Source organism: Streptococcus cuniculipharyngis (genome assembly GCF_007859195.1).
Classification (GTDB): Bacteria; Bacillota; Bacilli; order Lactobacillales; family Streptococcaceae; genus Streptococcus; species Streptococcus cuniculipharyngis.
This window is the reverse complement of sequence record NZ_VOHL01000001.1, coordinates 335,472-352,283: the sequence shown is the minus strand read 5'-3', so window position 1 is coordinate 352,283 and position 16,812 is coordinate 335,472. Positions and strand designations below refer to the sequence as shown.

Sequence of the window (16,812 nt, the reverse complement as noted above, 5' to 3'; positions counted from 1 at the left end):
CCATTTTATCACAAAATTTATGTTAAGATAAAGAAAAACAACGCAGAAAATGATATAATAGAAATGATTAATAGATTTTTAAGATAAAAGAAGGACATGTATGAGTAATATCTTTCCCATGGATGCCAAATTTTGGTCCAGTTTGATTGCTGATCCATGGACGATTATGGTTAATCTCCTAGACATTCTTATCGTCTCGTGGCTCATTTACCGGTTTATAAAGACTTTGGCAGGGACCAAGATTATGTCCCTGGTCCAAGGGATTCTCTTGTTTTTATTTTTAAGATTTGTCACTGAGTTGATTGGATTTCCAACCCTGACCTGGCTGATGAATCAAATTTTGACCTACAGTGTGATTGCTCTGGTTGTGATTTTTGCACCAGAAATCCGTTCAGGACTGGAGCGCTTTGGGCGGGCTCCTAATGTTTTGATTCAACAAAATGTAGCCAGTGATGAAGAGCAAATGATTGCTGCCTTTGTCAAAGCAGTTGCCTACATGAGTCCACGGAAGATTGGGGCGCTGATTTCAGTGGAGCAAACCCAAACCCTGCAAGAATATGTGGCCACAGGTATTCCCTTAAATGCTGAAATCACTCATCAATTGCTAATTAATATCTTTATTCCTAACACCCCTCTCCACGATGGGGCAGTCATTGTTAGGGGAAAAGAAATTGTGTCAGCCTGCTCTTACCTTCCCTTATCTGAGTCAACTAGGATTTCTAAGGAATTTGGCACGCGCCACCGAGCGGCGATTGGTTTATCGGAATTATCAGATGCTTTTACCATTATTGTTTCAGAAGAGACGGGAGATATTTCAGTTGCCCATTTGGGGGAATTTTATCATGATCTCAGTCTTGAAGGGTTTGAAAAACTCTTGCGGAAAACCTTTATCAGAGAAACGGCGCCAAGTAAGGTAGGCTTCTGGTCTCGTTTAGGAGGAGGGCGTCATGTTTAAGCGATTGTTTAGTACCAGGTTTAGCCTGATTTTGATTTCTGTAGGACTGACCCTACTCTTATTTTTAACCGCAACGGCAGCTCGTTATAATAACAAAACAAGCCCTTCCAATCAATCATCAGAAACCTACACCTACACCTTAGAACATGTGCCAATTGATATCCAGTATGACAGTGATAAATATTTTATTGTTGGTTATTCTTATGATGCGGAAGTTTATCTCACTTCAACCAATCGAGTCAAGCTAGATTCTGAAATTAATAGCGATACCCGCAAATTTAAGGTGGTAGCAGATTTACGAAATGTCCGTGAAGGAACCACCAAGGTGAAATTGGATATTAGGGATTTGCCATCGGGAATGACGGCAAAGGTTTCACCGCCAAGTATTAGTGTGACAATCGGTCTGAAAAAGACCAAAACCTTCAAGGCCAGTGTGGATACAAATAGCATAAAATTAGCTGATGGTTATCGTCTGGTTTCTATGGCAACAGAGGATGATGAGGTGACTGTCACCAGTGATGAAAATACCTTGGCACAGGTTAGTCGGGTGGTGGCCAAACTGCCAGATGATTTGGTCCTATCTGATAATTATAATGGTCAAGTAACCTTACAGGCGGTATCAGCAGATGGTGTGGTTTTACCAAGCATCATTGAACCGCCTAAGACGAGATTAAAGGTAGAGGTTGCCCCTATTATTAAAACCGTTCCAGTTAAGGTGGAATTAACTGGAAAACTGGAAGATAATTTGTCCAACATTCTGTATAAACTTGAGCAGGAGCAGGTTACTCTACAGGGGAGTCAAGAACGCCTAGACGCCATCAATGAGTTGGTCGCCAAGGTGGATATTACTGGCATTTCTAAAGACACTAGCCAGATGCTAACCCTGACAGCCCCAGAAGGAGTAACAGTGACACCAGCGCAAGTTAAGGTTAAATTAACAGTTGTCCCTAAATAATTACTAAATAAAAAAGATCAATAGAAAGTAGAGGAAGTGCCAAGGGCACGTAATAACATGGGAAAATATTTTGGAACAGACGGTGTTCGTGGTCAAGCCAATCTTGAATTAACACCAGAATTAGCATTTAAATTAGGTCGTTTTGGTGGCTATGTTTTGAGTCAACATGAGACAGGGCAACCACGAGTGTTTGTGGCTAGAGATACGCGGATTTCTGGTCAGATGTTGGAAGCAGCCCTAGTAGCGGGTCTCTTATCGGTTGGTATTGAAGTTTATCAGCTCGGTGTTTTGGCGACACCAGGAGTCTCTTATCTGGTGCGTACGGAAAATGCTAGTGCTGGGGTCATGATTTCAGCCAGTCATAATCCAGCTCAAGACAATGGGATTAAATTTTTCGGTAATGATGGCTTTAAACTCAATGATGATGTTGAATTGGAAATTGAAGCCCTCTTGGATGCGGAGACAGACCAGCTCCCTCGGCCAAGTGCTGAAGGGCTGGGACGCTTGGTTGCCTACCCTGAGGGAATTCGGAAATATGAGAAATTCTTGACATCAACAGGGGTTGATTTAAATGGCATGAAAGTAGCCCTTGATACAGCAAATGGAGCTGCAGTTGCATCTGCTCGGAATATTTTCCTGGATTTGGGGGCAGATATCACTATGATTGGTGAGAAACCGAATGGTTTAAATATTAATGACGGTGTTGGTTCAACCCACCCAGAAGATTTACAAGCCTTGGTGCTTGCGGAAAAGGCAGCCATTGGTTTGGCCTTTGATGGTGATAGTGACCGTTTAATCGCAGTTGACGAGCTAGGTCAGCTGGTTGATGGTGACAAGATTATGTTTATTATCGGTAAGTACTTGTCAGAAAAAGGCTTGTTGGCTAAAAATACCATCGTGACGACGGTCATGTCCAACTTGGGTTTCCATAAAGCCTTGGACAAGTTAGGCATTGAAAAGGCTATTACAGCGGTAGGTGACCGATATGTTGTTGAGGAAATGCGTCAGTCAGGCTATAATCTTGGTGGTGAGCAGTCAGGTCATGTCATTATTATGGATTACAACACTACCGGAGATGGTCAATTAACGGCAATTCAACTTACTAAAATTATGCAGGAGACAGGGAAGTCCCTCTCTGAACTGGCTGCAGAACTAACTATCTATCCACAAAAGTTGGTCAATATCCGTGTTGATAATCAAATGAAGGATAAGGCCATGGAAGTACCGGCTATCGCAGCGATTATTGAGAAAATGGAGACAGAAATGGCTGGTAATGGGCGGATTTTGGTTCGTCCAAGTGGCACAGAACCCCTTTTGCGGGTGATGGCTGAAGCTCCAAGTCATGAAGCAGTTGACTATTATGTAGATACCATTGCTGCAGTTGTTCAGGCAGAAATTGGTCGTTAACCTTAAAAGTACCTGATGGTACTTTTTTGCTACAGAAAGGAAGCGCGATGACCCCTAAGCAAGAAGATTTTGTTAAATCTTTTTCCTCTCAAGCCCAAGTGGTGTTTTCAGAGATGGTCCCTGCTTATCAAGAGGGCTATATGGCCTATGTCTATCAAACCTCCAACCCTCAGACACAAAAAAGACGATTAAGGCAACTGAATAAGATCTTTTGTCGCCTAGCGGAGGAACCTTCATTTTACCTCCAGCCCTTGGACAAGGAACAAGGACAAGAGATTGTCACTAACTGGGCGTCATTATCAGAAGACTCTTTACTAGCTGCGTCCCTTAAAGAATCTCTTTGGGGAAAGGAACCTCCTCAAGCCCAAGGTGAAATCCTCAGAAATGGTGCTCTTGTTGCTTTTTATCAGCTAAGTCTGTTTTCTAGAATAGGGCATCTGGTCCTAATTTTCAAACCCGGCTTGGTTGACAAACATGTGATGACGACAATTTATCAGCTGGTTGAAAATGAAGTAGTCCAGAAAGGTCACATTGATGGCTTACGCCTAAAGGCTACGAATACGGCAACAGAAGCGCTTTATGAACAGTGGGGGTTTCAGTTTAAGGAAGATTTATCAGCTGAAGGGGCTAGATTGTTTCAAAAATCTTTATGAGGTATTTGGAAACATTATCAGGCTCTCTTTGACACTTAAAACCTGGCTTTTGAATGGAAAAGTGGTAAAATATGACTATGTTAAAAAAACCAACCTCAGCCTATGTCCACATTCCTTTTTGTACTCAAATTTGTTATTACTGTGATTTTTCTAAGGTTTTTATCAAAAATCAGCCTGTGGATGACTACTTAGAAGCCTTGATTCGTGAAATCAAAGCTTATGAAATTCGTGATTTACGGACGCTTTATATCGGTGGAGGAACCCCGACCGCTATCACAGCCCGGCAGTTAGATTATTTGCTGAGTCATCTGACCGAGCAAATTAATCTCGACATGTTGGAGGAATTTACCATTGAGGCTAATCCTGGTGATTTAACTGAGGATAAAATTGCTGTGTTAAAAGATTCAGCGGTTAATCGGGTCTCTCTGGGGGTCCAGACCTTCAATGATCGGCATTTGAAGCAGATTGGCCGTAGCCACAATGAAGCTCAGATTTATAGCACCATTGATAGCTTAAAAACAGCAGGCTTTCATAATATTTCCATTGATTTGATTTATGCACTGCCCCGCCAAACCATGGCTGATGTAGAAGAGAATGTCAAGAAAGCTTTGGCTTTGGATATTCCCCATCTGAGCCTTTATAGTTTGATTTTAGAGCACCACACGGTTTTTATGAATAAAATGCGACGGGGTAAGTTAAATTTACCAACGGAAGACCTTGAAGCTGAGATGTTTGAGTATATCATCCAGCAAATGGAAGCTAATGGTTTTGAGCATTATGAGATTTCTAATTTTACCAAACCTGGATTTGAAAGCCGCCACAATCTGATGTATTGGGATAATGATGAATACTTTGGATGTGGAGCAGGGGCGTCTGGCTATATCAATGGTATGCGTTACCGTAATCGGGGGCCGATTCAGCACTACCTCAAGGCAATTCGTGAGACCAACCATGCCCGCCTATCTGAAGAGGTGCTCACTAAAAACGAGCAGATGGAGGAAGAATTTTTTCTTGGTCTCCGAAAAAAATCCGGTGTCTCGGTTAAACGATTTGAGCAAAAATTTGGCCTATCATTTGACGACCAGTATGGTCAGGTTGTCAAAGAGTTACGAGCAGAAGGCCTTTTGTCAGAGGATAAAGACTTTATCCGTATGACGAAAAAAGGCTTGTTTTTGGGTGATACGGTTGCTGAGAAATTTATCTTGGGGTGAGGAAGATGGGAAAACAGTACACGTTTAATTATCAGGTTCCTTTTTATCAAGTTGATGTGAATCATAAGATGCGCTTATCAAGTTTACTATCCTTAGCGTTACAGGTTTCAGGATATCAATCAGAAGCTCTGGGCCTTAGTGACCAGAGTCTTTTAGAGACTTATGGTCTGGTCTGGGTAGTGACAGATTATCAGTTAATGATTGAGCGTCTCCCTCGCTACCGTGAAGAAATTCTTATTCGAACGGAGGCCTTGTCCTACAATCGTTTGATTTGCTACCGTCAGTTTGACGTCTTGACCAAGACCGGAGAGAAATTATTGACCATTAAGGCGAGCTTCGTCCTATTAGATTACCAGAGTCGCAGACCCCATCAGGTTTTAGAAGAGATTGTAGCCCCTTATCAGGCAGAGAAGATCAAACAACGACTCAAAGTCCCTCAATTTGCCAGCTTTACGCCGGAGAGCAAACGGACTTTCCCCGTCCTTTACTCTGATTTAGATCAAAATGCCCATGTTAATAATGGTCGTTATATGGACTGGTTTTATGATGATCTGCCCCTAGCGTTTTTGCGAAACCATAGTCCCAAGACTATTCATTTAAGTTATGTGAAGGAAATTCAGGCAACTGATCAGGTAAGTAGCCAATGTAGCTTAAAGGGAACAAGAAGTCAACACTGTATTAGGTCCGAAGCTGGCCTACATGCCCAGGCAGAAATAGAATGGAGACAAAATGACCTATAGAGGGTATTTAATTGATTTAGATGGAACAATTTATAAGGGGGATGAGATCATTGAGGCCGGTCGTCAGTTTGTCTATGACTTGCAAGCACGGGAACTCCCCTACTTGTTTGTTACCAATAATACGACCCGCACACCAGAGATGATTCAGCAGATGTTGGCTGAAAAATTTGCTATTCAGACCCCCTTGTCAAGTATCTATACAGCTGTCTTGGCTACTGTGGACTATATGAATGATTTGGGGTTGGAAAAAACAGCCTATGTCATTGGTGAAGTTGGTCTACAATCGGCCATTTGGCAGGCAGGCTATCGAGAAGACCTTGAGCAACCAGCTTATGTGGTTGTGGGCTTGAACTGGCAGCTAACCTATGACCAACTAGCTTTAGCCACCCTGGCGATTCAAAAGGGGGCAGTCTTTATTGGGACCAACCCTGATTTGAATATTCCGACGGAGCGTGGGCTGTTACCTGGAGCAGGCTCTATTTTAGCCCTGCTAGAGGCTGCCACGCGAGTCAAACCGACCATTATTGGAAAACCAGAAGGTATCATCATGGAAAAGGCCTTAGCCTGGTTGGGCACTAAAAAAGAGGAAAGCATCATGGTCGGAGATAACTACCTAACTGATATTAAGGCAGGTTTAGATTATGGGCTTGCGACGCTCTTGGTCACCACTGGTTTTACTAAGGCGGAAGAAGTGGCTCAATTACCGGTGCAGCCTAGCCATGTCCTATCAAGTTTAGCGGAGTGGTCATTTGATGAAAATTAATTGGCAATTTTTGGGTCTAGTCTTGTGGCTAGTGGCTTTGAGTGTCCTCGTCACCATTTATTTGGCCTGGCTACTGTTTCCCTGGGAAATTTCTTGGTTGCAGCTAAAGGAAGCGACCTATTTGTCTGCCAAAACCATCATAGCCAATTTTAATCATCTCATGGTCTACTTGACTCAGTCCTGGGTCAATCGTCTAGCCATGCCTGATTTTCCCTCATCTGCCAGTGGTCTTAGCCATTTTAAAGACGTTAAACTCCTCTTTCAATTAGTTACAGCTCTTGTGCTTATTGGTATTTTGCCAAGTCTCTTTTGGCTGAGGCGAGAAATCATAGCGGGGACACTCTTTTTGTATAGGAAATTATTTAGCCAATTAGCTATTTTTCCATTAGCTCTTGCCTTACTGGGGAGTCTAGTGGGCTTCAATCGCGTGTTTATCTTTTTTCATTCCCTTGTTTTTATTGGCAAAACTAATTGGCTGTTTAATCCCTACACCGATCCGGTCATTAAGATACTACCAGAGACTTTCTTTTTGCACTGTTTTTTAATTTTCTTGCTCATTTATGAGGTTTTCTTTTGGGGTCTGACGGTCCTCAGCTACTTCCAATTTAAACAGTTAGATAAAATGACTTGATTGATAAAATAATGTGATTAGCTCTTGCAAAATAAGGGAAATTTTAATAGGATAGAAGAGGATAAAGACTTTAGGGAAGCAAATGGAGAATAGGCATGCAAATTGAACGGGTGTATAATAACAATGTGGTCCAGGTCTTTGATGACAAGAATCGTGAAGTCATTGTCATGGGACGCGGCATCGGTTTTCAACGAAAATCAGGAGATTTTCTTGATCCTAGCTTGATTGAGAAAAAATTTGTGTTAGAGGACCAAGAAAAAGCTCAAGAATTGTCCCAGATTTACGGTGATTTAAAGGCAGAGGAAATTGACCTAGTCATGGCCGTCATCAAACATGGTCAGGCGTTATTAGAAGAGCAATTTGATATTTCTCTCTATATTGCTTTAGCAGACCACTTGCATTACGCTTTGACTCGCTTGACAGAAGGCTTGGCACTGACTAACCCCTTGGCTTGGGAGATTCGCAAATTTTGCCCCAAGGAATATGAGGTGGGCCTTTATGCGACAGATTTGATGACTAGCCGGTTGGGGCTATCCTTTGTGAGTGACCAAAACAAGCAGGGCGAAGCAGCTTCTGTGGCCCTTCATTTTATCAATGCCCAGAAAAATGGTCGTCTGGGAGAGAAAAATCAACAAGTGGGCAAGATGATTGTGGATATATTGGAAATTATCCGCCTGCATTTTGGCAGTCTAGCAGAGGAAACTTCACTCAACTATCATCGTTTGGTGACCCATATCAATTATTTTGCTCAGCGTGTGGTTAATGGCATGGTTCAAGGACAAAATGATGCCTTTCTTTATGAGCAGGTCAAGGTTAATTACCCGCAAGCCTTTGCCTGTACCGAAAAGATTAAGACTTATGTGGAGCAGGCCTATGACTTTCCCATGAGTCGTGATGAACAGGTTTACCTGACCATCCATATCCAACGCCAAGAAATGAACAAGTAGGATTTGATAGGGTAGCTTAGCCTTATCAAATTTTTTTAACTTTTTTCATAAAAACGCTTGCAAAAAATCAAAAGTCTGCTATAATAAAATCATAAGGATTGTTACTGGTAAGCAGGCAAAACCTAAATAGATACGAAAGAAGCAGGACACCCTTGGGGACAGTCGAGGCTTGTTTGGTATTTGTTTAGGTTTTTTGTTTGTTTAACCGAAAATATCAGTTGAAAGGAGCCGATTATGGCTAAGAAAGATTATACAGAGTTGGCAAAAGACATTGTCGCTCATGTCGGTGGTAAGGAAAACGTGATTGACCTCCGCCACTGTGTGACCCGTTTACGTTTTCGCTTGAAAGATGTGGCTAAGGCTGATACCGATTATCTCAAAGCCCGTGAAGGGGTGGTAACCGTTGTTGAAGCTGGTGGTCAGTATCAGGTGGTTATCGGCAACCATGTTCCTGACGTTTATGCGGCTGTCTTACAAGAAGGCGTGGCTGGTGTTGGTGTCCTTGATGTGGATGAAGGGGATGCTGGTCCAAAAGGTAGTCTTTTTGATCGCTTCATTGACATGATTTCTTCTATTTTCCAACCTACCCTAGGGGTTTTGGCGGCAGCAGGTATCTTGAAGGGATTGGCCTCTCTCTTAACCGCTCTCTTTGGTTGGACGGCAGCCAATAGTGGTGTCTATGTTCTCTTGAATGTGGCTGGCGATGGATTTTTCCAATTCCTACCAATTGTTTTAGCCCTAACTGCGGCTCGTAAATTTAAGGTTACTGAATTTATCGCCTTGGCTCTAGCAGCTGCCCTTGTTTACCCAGGCTTGTCAGATATGGTGACTGCCTTAGGGGAAGCCAAAGCTGCTAACTTCTTTGGTTTGCCAATCAGCCTACCAGCAGGTGGCTACCTCCAAACGGTGATGCCAATTGTCTTAGCCGTTTGGGTCACTTCTTATGTTGAAAAATGGGTACGGTCATGGATGCCAGATGTGGTTAAACTCTTCATGGTACCATTTGTCACTCTCTTAATCATGGTTCCTGTGACCTTCTTGGCAGTAGGACCAGTGGCCAATACTGTTTCAGCTTGGATTGGTGCAGCTTTTGGAGCTATCTATGGTTTCAGCCCAGTCCTTTACGGGGTCTTGCTTGGTGGCTTGTGGCAAATTATGGTCATGTTTGGTCTGCATTGGGGCTTGATTCCACTGGCGATTGTAGAGCTTTCTCAAACAGGAACCAGCTTTGCCCTAGTTCCAGCTGTTCTACCTAGCTTTACTCAAGTCGGTGTCTTGGGAGCTATCATGCTCAAAACCAAGGAGAAAAAAGTTAAGGGTCTCTCTTTCCCAGCCTTTATTTCAGCTATTTTTGGGGTAACTGAGCCTGCTATTTACGGGATTACCCTTCCTATGAAAACGCCATTCTATCTCAGCTGTGTTATCAGTGCCATTATCGGTGGCTATGTCGGTTTCTTCAAACCAATCAGCTATGTCATGGGTGGCCTTGGTATCTTCTCTTTCCCAGCCTATGTCAATCCACAAACAGGTGATTTGTCAGGCATGTGGGTGATGATTGGTGGAGCTGTCTTGGCAGTTGTCCTATCCTTTATTGCTCAGATGTTGGTTCCCGTGCCAACCCTCTATGGCCAAGCAAGTGAGAGCCAAAGCAAGGAAGTTGTCGCTGAGCCTGTAGCAGATTTGAAAGAAATCTCACAAGAGATTGTAGCTAGCCCAATGACTGGTCAGATTCTTGACCTAGCTGATGTACCAGACCCAGTTTTTGCCAGTGGTGTTATGGGAAAAGGGGTAGCCATCCAACCAACGGAAGGTCTGGTCCTTGCTCCTGCCAATGCAGAGGTGACCTTGGTCTTTCCAAGTAAACATGCTATCGGTTTGAAAACAGAAAATGGCGCTGAATTGCTCATCCATGTCGGTATGGATACCGTTTCTCTGGATGGCAAAGGTTTTGAAAGTTTTGTCTCAGTTGGCGACAAGGTCAGCAGCGGTCAACAATTACTCAGCTTTGACCTAGATGTCATTCATGAGGCAGGCCTACCAAGTGTGACGCCGATTATTGTAACCAATACAGATAGCTTTGAAGATGTTCTGGTCACCCAAGATAAGCAGGTGACAACAGGTGATTACCTCTTAACAGCTGTCAAATAAGTCTTGAACAAGCACCAGTTAGACTGGTGTTTGTTTTTCTAATGACAGTAGTAGCCATTTTGTTGAATTTTTTGGTATAATAGGACATATTGAATCGAATAGTAAAGGATAGTTGATGAATAGTAGTGAATTGAAAAAACGTCAAGAAAAGATACGGAATTTTTCCATCATCGCCCACATTGATCATGGCAAATCAACCCTGGCAGACCGTATCTTGGAAAAGACAGAGACTGTTTCTAGCCGAGAAATGCAGGACCAGCTCTTGGATAGCATGGATTTGGAGCGTGAGCGTGGCATTACCATCAAGCTCAATGCCATTGAATTGAATTACACCGCCAAGGACGGCGAGACCTATATTTTCCACTTGATTGATACCCCAGGGCACGTGGACTTTACCTATGAAGTGTCACGTTCTTTGGCAGCTTGTGAAGGAGCCATTTTGGTGGTGGATGCCGCTCAAGGTATTGAGGCTCAAACCCTTGCTAACGTCTATCTGGCTTTGGATAATGACTTGGAAATCTTGCCGGTTATCAACAAGATTGACTTGCCCGCAGCAGATCCGGAACGTGTCCGTGCCGAGGTAGAAGATGTCATTGGCTTGGATGCCAGCGAGGCTGTTTTGGCTTCAGCCAAGGCAGGAATCGGCATTGAGGAGATTTTGGAGCAAATCGTTGAAAAAGTGCCAGCCCCAACTGGTGATGTCGAGGCTCCCTTGAAGGCCCTGATTTTTGATTCGGTTTATGATGCTTATCGTGGTGTCATTCTCCAAGTGCGGGTCATGGACGGGATTGTCAAGCCCGGCGATAAGATTCAACTGATGTCTAATGGCAAGACCTTTGATGTGACAGAAGTGGGAATTTTTACCCCTAAAGCCATGGGACGTGAGTTCTTGGCGACCGGTGATGTTGGCTATATTGCGGCTTCTATCAAGACCGTTGCGGATACCCGTGTCGGTGATACAGTGACCTTGGCAAGCAATCCAGCCAGTGAGCCTTTGGCGGGTTATAAGCAGATGAACCCCATGGTTTTTGCAGGGATTTATCCGATTGAGTCCAACAAGTACAACGACTTGCGTGAAGCTTTGGAAAAACTTCAGCTCAACGATGCCAGTCTGCAATTTGAACCAGAAACGTCCCAAGCCCTTGGTTTTGGTTTCCGTTGTGGTTTTTTGGGGCTTTTGCACATGGACGTTATCCAAGAACGCTTGGAACGTGAGTTCAACATTGACCTCATTATGACTGCGCCATCGGTGGTTTATCATGTCAATACCACAGATGGCAATCAGCTTGAAGTGTCTAACCCTAGTGAGTTCCCTGACCCAACCAAGGTGGCTAGCATTGAAGAGCCTTATGTCAAGGCTCAAATCATGGTGCCGCAGGAATTTGTTGGTGCGGTTATGGAGCTAGCCCAACGCAAGCGGGGTGATTTTGTAACCATGGAATACATTGACGACAATCGGGTCAATGTCATCTACCAAATTCCCCTAGCGGAGATTGTTTTTGATTTCTTTGACAAGCTCAAGTCATCAACCCGTGGCTATGCTAGCTTTGATTATGAGATTTCTGAGTATCGTACCTCACGTCTGGTCAAGATGGATATTCTCCTCAATGGCGACAAGGTAGATGCCCTTAGCTTTATCGTTCACCGTGATTTTGCCTATGAACGTGGGAAAATTATCGTGGAAAAACTTAAGAAAATCATTCCACGTCAACAGTTTGAGGTACCTATTCAGGCTGCCATTGGGCATAAAATCGTGGCTCGGACAGACATTAAGGCCTTGCGGAAAAATGTTTTGGCCAAGTGTTATGGCGGTGACGTGTCGCGGAAACGGAAACTCCTTGAGAAACAAAAAGCTGGTAAGAAACGGATGAAATCTATCGGTTCGGTAGAAGTACCACAAGAAGCCTTCTTGAGCGTCTTGAGCATGGATGATGAAAAATAAGCAATGAGCTGGGTGTTGCCCAGCTTTTGTCTTAGCCAAATGTTAAGGAGATAAGCATGAAGATAAAAACAGTTTGCCAACTGACCAACCTATCGGCAGACACCATTCGCTATTATGAAAAAATTGGTCTCTTGCCTGAGATTAAGCGAGATAGGGCTGGGATTCGAGACTTTAATCAACGAGATGTTGATACTCTAAACTTTATCCGCTGTTTTAGGCAGGCGGGTATGTCGGTGGAGACTTTGTCAGCCTACATGAACTTGGTTAGGCAGGGGCAAGAAACCCTGAGTGAGCGCGTGGCTCTCTTGACCAAGGAGCGAGAGCTTTTAGCCCAACGCTTGTCAGATTTACAGGCGGCCCTAAATCAATTAGATTACAAAATCGACCATTACCAAGAGCAGATTCTTCCCCATGAAAAGAGGTTATTTGAAAAAGGACAGTGACTGGCTAATTCACCAGTTGATTAGAACAAGATTTTGAAAATCAAGCCAATTTATGATAAGATAGGAGTGATAATTAAGGAGGATGGCAGATGAGAGTTGGCTTGTTTACAGATACTTACTTTCCCCAAGTATCAGGGGTGGCAACCAGTATTCAAACCCTGAAACAAATGCTAGAAGCTAATGGCCATGAGGTCTATATTTTTACCACTACAGATAAAGACATCGGTGCCTATGATGACCCAACCATTATTCGCCTACCTAGTGTTCCCTTTATTTCCTTTACTGAGCGGCGCGTCGTTTATCGGGGACTGTTGTCTTCTTATAAAATTGCCAAAAAATACCAACTAGATATTATTCATACTCAAACAGAGTTTAGTGTGGGGATTTTGGGGAAAATTTTAGGGAGAGCTCTGGGGATTCCCGTTGTCCATACTTACCATACCCAGTATGAGGATTATGTCAACTATATCGCCAATGGGAAAGTTATCCGTCCTAGTATGGTAAAATACATTATGCGAGGCTACTTGAAGGATTTGGACGGTCTTATTTGTCCCAGTCGAATTGTGCTCAATCTCATGAATGATTATGCCATCAAGGTTCCTAAGCGGATTATTCCAACAGGGATTTACCTAGAAGATTATGTGCGAGAAGATATTTCTCAAGAAAGCTTGCTTCAATTACGAGAGGATTTGGGAATCCAAGCAGGGGAAAAAATGTTACTCAGCCTATCTCGTGTTTCCTATGAAAAAAATATTCAAGCTATTTTAGCCAGTCTACCTGAAGTGTTATCTGAAACTCAGGCAGTTAAATTGGTGGTGGCAGGCGATGGCCCTTATTTGGAAACCTTAAAGAAGCAGGCTCAGCAGCTAGGTATTAATGAGCATGTCATTTTTACGGGTATGGTGCCTCATGATAAGACAGCCTTGTACTATCATGCAGCAGATTTCTTTATCAGTGCCTCAACCAGCGAGACGCAAGGCCTAACTTATACAGAGAGCTTGGCAAGTGGCACACCAATTATTGCTTGTGCCAATCCCTATCTCAGTGATTTGATTACTAACCCTATGTTTGGTATTTTATATGAGAGTCAATGGGATTTGGCAGGGGCGATCTTAGAGGCTGTTTTAGTCACTCCTGAAAAAGAACAGCTGTTATGGGATGAAAAACTGTATGACATTTCAGCCCAGCATTTTGGTCAATCCGTTTATAATTTTTATTTAGATGTTCTGATTGCTAAGGCCAATCAGAAACAAGAGCATATTTCGATGACCTTACCAGGAAGTAAGACAGAAACTTCTGTTAAGCTAGTTCGTAAGGCTATCAGTTTACCAAAATCAGCGGCCAAAAAGACAGCGCAGACATCTATTAAAGCCATGAAACTGCCCAAACGGTTAGTTCATTCCATCAAAGATTTTTTAGATTAAATCTTGCTAAATTTTTAGAAAATGGTATAATGTAAGTGGAAACATGTTTCTTGTGTCGGGTTTTAGAGAGAGCGTCCGTGGCTGGAAGTGGCGTAAACTTAAGCAAGCAAATACTCTTCCCTCGATTTTATGTAAACATAAAAGGGTGGTCACCTTATAACCAGCAATGAGGTGCAGGATTTTCTGCATAAATGAAGGTGGAACCACGTTACGACGTCCTTTTTGTGAGGGCGTCGTCTTTATTTTGAGGAGATAGTATGCTGACAGATGACCTATTGAAACGGTGTCAAGATGTGCGACAAGCCTATAGAGAATTGGAAATCAAACACCATCAGAAAGAATGGACCATTGAGGAAGATCTCTTGGCTTTGACCAATGATATTGGCCATATGAATCGGCTGGTGATGACCAAACAGGGACGTTATTATGATGAAACACCCTATAAGTTGGAGCATAAACTGGCTGAAAACATTTGGTGGCTGATTGCCTTGGCCGATCGTCTAGACATTGATATTCAGCAAGAAATGGAAACCTTTTTAGTTCAAAAAGAAGAGCTATTAGGGATAAAAAAATAAAAGGAGATACCTATGATTAATATTACTTTCCCAGATGGAGCAGTTCGTGAGTTCCAAGCTGGCGTCACAACTGTTGAAATTGCTCAATCAATCAGCAATTCCTTGGCAAAAAAAGCCTTGGCTGGTAAGTTCAATGGCAAATTGATTGACACCACTCGTCCAATCATGGAAGATGGTAGCTTGGAAATTGTCACCCCAGACCATGAAGATGCTTTTGGGCTTTTGCGTCACTCAGCGGCCCATTTATTTGCCCAAGCGGCTCGTCGTCTTTTCCCTGATATTCATTTGGGGGTAGGGCCAGCGATTCAGGACGGTTTCTACTATGATACAGACAATGCAGCAGGTCAAATTACCAATGAAGATTTGCCCCGCATTGAAGAAGAAATGCGTAAAATCGTCAAGGAAAATTTCCCAAGTATTCGCAAAGAAGTCAGCAAGGAAGCAGCGCGTGAGATTTTCAAAAATGACCCTTACAAGCTGGAATTGATTGAAGAACATTCAGAAGATGAGGGTGGCTTGACCATTTATAGTCAAGGTGAATACACTGACCTTTGCCGTGGCCCTCATGTGCCAACGACTGGTCATATCCAAGTTTTCCAACTCTTGAATGTGGCTGGTGCTTACTGGCGTGGTAATAGCGACAATGCCATGATGCAACGGGTCTATGGAACAGCTTGGTTTGACAAGAAAGACTTGAAAAAATACATTCAAATGCGTGAAGAAGCCAAGGAACGTGACCATCGTAAACTTGGTAAAGAATTAGACCTCTTCATGGTTAATCCAGCAGTGGGGCAAGGTTTGCCATTCTGGCTGCCAGATGGTGCAACCATTCGTCGCACAGTGGAGCGTTACATCACCGATAAAGAAATCGAGTATGGTTATCAGCATGTCTATACCCCACCGCTTGCCAATGTTGATTTGTATAAGACTTCTGGCCATTGGGATCACTACCGTGAGGACATGTTCCCACCAATGGACATGGGTGAAGGCGAGCATTTGGTCTTGCGTCCTATGAACTGCCCACACCATGTTCAGGTTTATAAAAATCATGTTCACTCTTATCGTGAGTTGCCAATCCGTATCGCCGAGCTTGGCATGATGCACCGTTATGAGAAATCAGGTTCCCTATCAGGTTTGCAGCGGGTGCGTGAGATGACCCTTAATGATGGCCATATCTTCGTTACACCTGAGCAAATCCGTGAAGAATTCAAACGGACCTTGCAGTTGATTCTTGACGCTTATGCAGACTTTAACTTGACCGAGTATTCCTTCCGTCTGTCTTACCGTGATCCAGCGGACAAGGAAAAATACTTTGACAATGATGAGATGTGGGAAAATGCCCAAGCCATGCTCAAGGCAGCCATGGATGATATGGAGCTTGACTACTATGAGGCAGAGGGTGAAGCAGCCTTCTACGGACCAAAATTGGATATTCAGGTGAAAACAGCCTTGGGTAATGATGAAACCCTATCAACCATTCAGCTTGATTTCTTGTTGCCAGAGAAGTTTGAGCTGACCTATGTGGGGGCTGATGGTGAAGAACATCGTCCAGTTATGATTCACCGTGGAGTTCTTTCAACCATGGAACGCTTTACGGCCTACTTGATTGAGACCTACAAGGGAGCTTTCCCAACTTGGTTGGCACCAACTCAGGTAACCCTTATTCCAATCTCAAACGACGCCCATACGGACTACGCTTGGGAAGTGGCTCAAGCTCTTAAAGACCGTGGTGTCCGTGCAGTTGTTGATGAACGTAATGAGAAAATGCAGTACAAGATTCGCCAAAGTCAGACTAAGAAAATCCCTTACCAACTGATTGTCGGTGACAAGGAAATGGCTGATAAATCTGTTAATGTTCGTCGTTACGGTAGCAAGGAAACCCATACAGAAACCGTGGCTGAATTCGTTGACAATATTCTGGCAGATATTGCCAACTACTCACGTGTTAGCGACTAATCATCAAGAAACTGGTTATCCAGTTTCTTTTTGTGTGATTGTGATATAATGAAAGAAAACAG

At 43.3% G+C, this 16,812-nt stretch carries 15 protein-coding genes; all 15 read left to right on the top strand.

Annotated features, from left to right (window positions below; genetic code table 11):
• Positions 1–100: 100 nt before the first annotated feature.
• Positions 101–955 carry a diadenylate cyclase CdaA gene (cdaA, locus tag FRX57_RS01740; protein ID WP_146566021.1) on the top strand — a complete coding sequence of 285 codons (855 nt, stop codon included), beginning with the start codon at positions 101–103 and terminating at the stop codon, positions 953–955.
• Positions 948–1,910 carry a CdaR family protein gene (locus tag FRX57_RS01735; RefSeq protein WP_146566019.1) on the top strand — a complete coding sequence of 321 codons (963 nt, stop codon included), beginning with the start codon at positions 948–950 and terminating at the stop codon, positions 1,908–1,910. Before cdaA ends, FRX57_RS01735 begins: the two co-directional genes overlap by 8 nt.
• A 57-nt stretch (positions 1,911–1,967) precedes the next feature.
• Complete coding sequence (glmM, locus tag FRX57_RS01730) at positions 1,968–3,317, top strand: phosphoglucosamine mutase (protein WP_146566017.1); 1,350 nt, start codon at positions 1,968–1,970, stop codon at positions 3,315–3,317.
• Between the two features lie 47 nt (positions 3,318–3,364).
• Complete coding sequence (locus FRX57_RS01725; protein ID WP_146566015.1) at positions 3,365–3,970, top strand: hypothetical protein; 606 nt, start codon at positions 3,365–3,367, stop codon at positions 3,968–3,970.
• A 77-nt stretch (positions 3,971–4,047) separates the two neighbouring features.
• Positions 4,048–5,181: a radical SAM family heme chaperone HemW gene (gene hemW, locus FRX57_RS01720; RefSeq protein ID WP_146566689.1), complete on the top strand. Its 1,134-nt coding sequence runs from the start codon at positions 4,048–4,050 to the stop codon at positions 5,179–5,181.
• A 5-nt stretch (positions 5,182–5,186) separates the two neighbouring features.
• Positions 5,187–5,921 (top strand): acyl-ACP thioesterase domain-containing protein, encoded by a 735-nt coding sequence (locus FRX57_RS01715; protein WP_146566013.1) that lies wholly within the window; start codon positions 5,187–5,189, stop codon positions 5,919–5,921.
• Positions 5,911–6,684: a TIGR01457 family HAD-type hydrolase gene (locus FRX57_RS01710; protein WP_146566011.1), complete on the top strand. Its 774-nt coding sequence runs from the start codon at positions 5,911–5,913 to the stop codon at positions 6,682–6,684. Before FRX57_RS01715 ends, FRX57_RS01710 begins: the two co-directional genes overlap by 11 nt.
• Positions 6,674–7,315 carry a TIGR01906 family membrane protein gene (locus FRX57_RS01705; protein ID WP_146566009.1) on the top strand — a complete coding sequence of 214 codons (642 nt, stop codon included), beginning with the start codon at positions 6,674–6,676 and terminating at the stop codon, positions 7,313–7,315. The genes FRX57_RS01710 and FRX57_RS01705 overlap by 11 nt, the downstream gene beginning before the upstream one ends.
• A gap of 95 nt (positions 7,316–7,410) precedes the next feature.
• Positions 7,411–8,262 (top strand): BglG family transcription antiterminator LicT, encoded by an 852-nt coding sequence (licT, locus tag FRX57_RS01700; protein WP_146566007.1) that lies wholly within the window; start codon positions 7,411–7,413, stop codon positions 8,260–8,262.
• A gap of 234 nt (positions 8,263–8,496) precedes the next feature.
• The gene (locus FRX57_RS01695) at positions 8,497–10,410 is read left to right on the top strand and encodes a beta-glucoside-specific PTS transporter subunit IIABC (protein WP_146566005.1); all 1,914 of its coding nucleotides are present in this window, start codon (positions 8,497–8,499) and stop codon (positions 10,408–10,410) included.
• A 115-nt stretch (positions 10,411–10,525) separates the two neighbouring features.
• Positions 10,526–12,352: a translation elongation factor 4 gene (lepA, locus tag FRX57_RS01690; protein ID WP_146566003.1), complete on the top strand. Its 1,827-nt coding sequence runs from the start codon at positions 10,526–10,528 to the stop codon at positions 12,350–12,352.
• Positions 12,353–12,408: 56 nt separating this feature from the next.
• On the top strand, positions 12,409–12,795 hold the full coding sequence (locus tag FRX57_RS01685) for a MerR family transcriptional regulator (protein ID WP_146566001.1): 387 nt from the start codon (positions 12,409–12,411) through the stop codon (positions 12,793–12,795).
• Positions 12,796–12,884: 89 nt separating this feature from the next.
• Positions 12,885–14,219, top strand: a complete 1,335-nt coding sequence (locus FRX57_RS01680) for a glycosyltransferase family 4 protein (protein ID WP_146565998.1) — start codon at positions 12,885–12,887, stop codon at positions 14,217–14,219.
• A 257-nt stretch (positions 14,220–14,476) separates the two neighbouring features.
• A complete protein-coding gene (locus tag FRX57_RS01675; RefSeq protein WP_146565996.1) occupies positions 14,477–14,794 on the top strand; it encodes a nucleoside triphosphate pyrophosphohydrolase family protein in 318 nt (105 codons plus the stop codon).
• Between the two features lie 12 nt (positions 14,795–14,806).
• A complete protein-coding gene (thrS, locus tag FRX57_RS01670) occupies positions 14,807–16,750 on the top strand; it encodes a threonine--tRNA ligase (protein ID WP_146565994.1) in 1,944 nt (647 codons plus the stop codon).
• Positions 16,751–16,812: the final 62 nt, after the last annotated feature.

What these genes read in the sequence shown, in the direction of transcription:
- FRX57_RS01680 (WP_146565998.1), top strand. Translation starts at nt 12,885, where the DNA reads ATGAGAGTTGGCTTGTTTACAGATACTTACTTTCCCCAAGTATCAGGG.
- hemW (WP_146566689.1), top strand. Translation starts at nt 4,048, where the DNA reads ATGTTAAAAAAACCAACCTCAGCCTATGTCCACATTCCTTTTTGTACT.
- lepA (WP_146566003.1), top strand. Translation starts at nt 10,526, where the DNA reads ATGAATAGTAGTGAATTGAAAAAACGTCAAGAAAAGATACGGAATTTT.
- licT (WP_146566007.1), top strand. Translation starts at nt 7,411, where the DNA reads ATGCAAATTGAACGGGTGTATAATAACAATGTGGTCCAGGTCTTTGAT.
- FRX57_RS01705 (WP_146566009.1), top strand. Translation starts at nt 6,674, where the DNA reads ATGAAAATTAATTGGCAATTTTTGGGTCTAGTCTTGTGGCTAGTGGCT.
- FRX57_RS01675 (WP_146565996.1), top strand. Translation starts at nt 14,477, where the DNA reads ATGCTGACAGATGACCTATTGAAACGGTGTCAAGATGTGCGACAAGCC.
- glmM (WP_146566017.1), top strand. Translation starts at nt 1,968, where the DNA reads ATGGGAAAATATTTTGGAACAGACGGTGTTCGTGGTCAAGCCAATCTT.
- FRX57_RS01710 (WP_146566011.1), top strand. Translation starts at nt 5,911, where the DNA reads ATGACCTATAGAGGGTATTTAATTGATTTAGATGGAACAATTTATAAG.
- FRX57_RS01685 (WP_146566001.1), top strand. Translation starts at nt 12,409, where the DNA reads ATGAAGATAAAAACAGTTTGCCAACTGACCAACCTATCGGCAGACACC.
- cdaA (WP_146566021.1), top strand. Translation starts at nt 101, where the DNA reads ATGAGTAATATCTTTCCCATGGATGCCAAATTTTGGTCCAGTTTGATT.
- FRX57_RS01725 (WP_146566015.1), top strand. Translation starts at nt 3,365, where the DNA reads ATGACCCCTAAGCAAGAAGATTTTGTTAAATCTTTTTCCTCTCAAGCC.
- FRX57_RS01715 (WP_146566013.1), top strand. Translation starts at nt 5,187, where the DNA reads ATGGGAAAACAGTACACGTTTAATTATCAGGTTCCTTTTTATCAAGTT.
- FRX57_RS01695 (WP_146566005.1), top strand. Translation starts at nt 8,497, where the DNA reads ATGGCTAAGAAAGATTATACAGAGTTGGCAAAAGACATTGTCGCTCAT.
- FRX57_RS01735 (WP_146566019.1), top strand. Translation starts at nt 948, where the DNA reads ATGTTTAAGCGATTGTTTAGTACCAGGTTTAGCCTGATTTTGATTTCT.
- thrS (WP_146565994.1), top strand. Translation starts at nt 14,807, where the DNA reads ATGATTAATATTACTTTCCCAGATGGAGCAGTTCGTGAGTTCCAAGCT.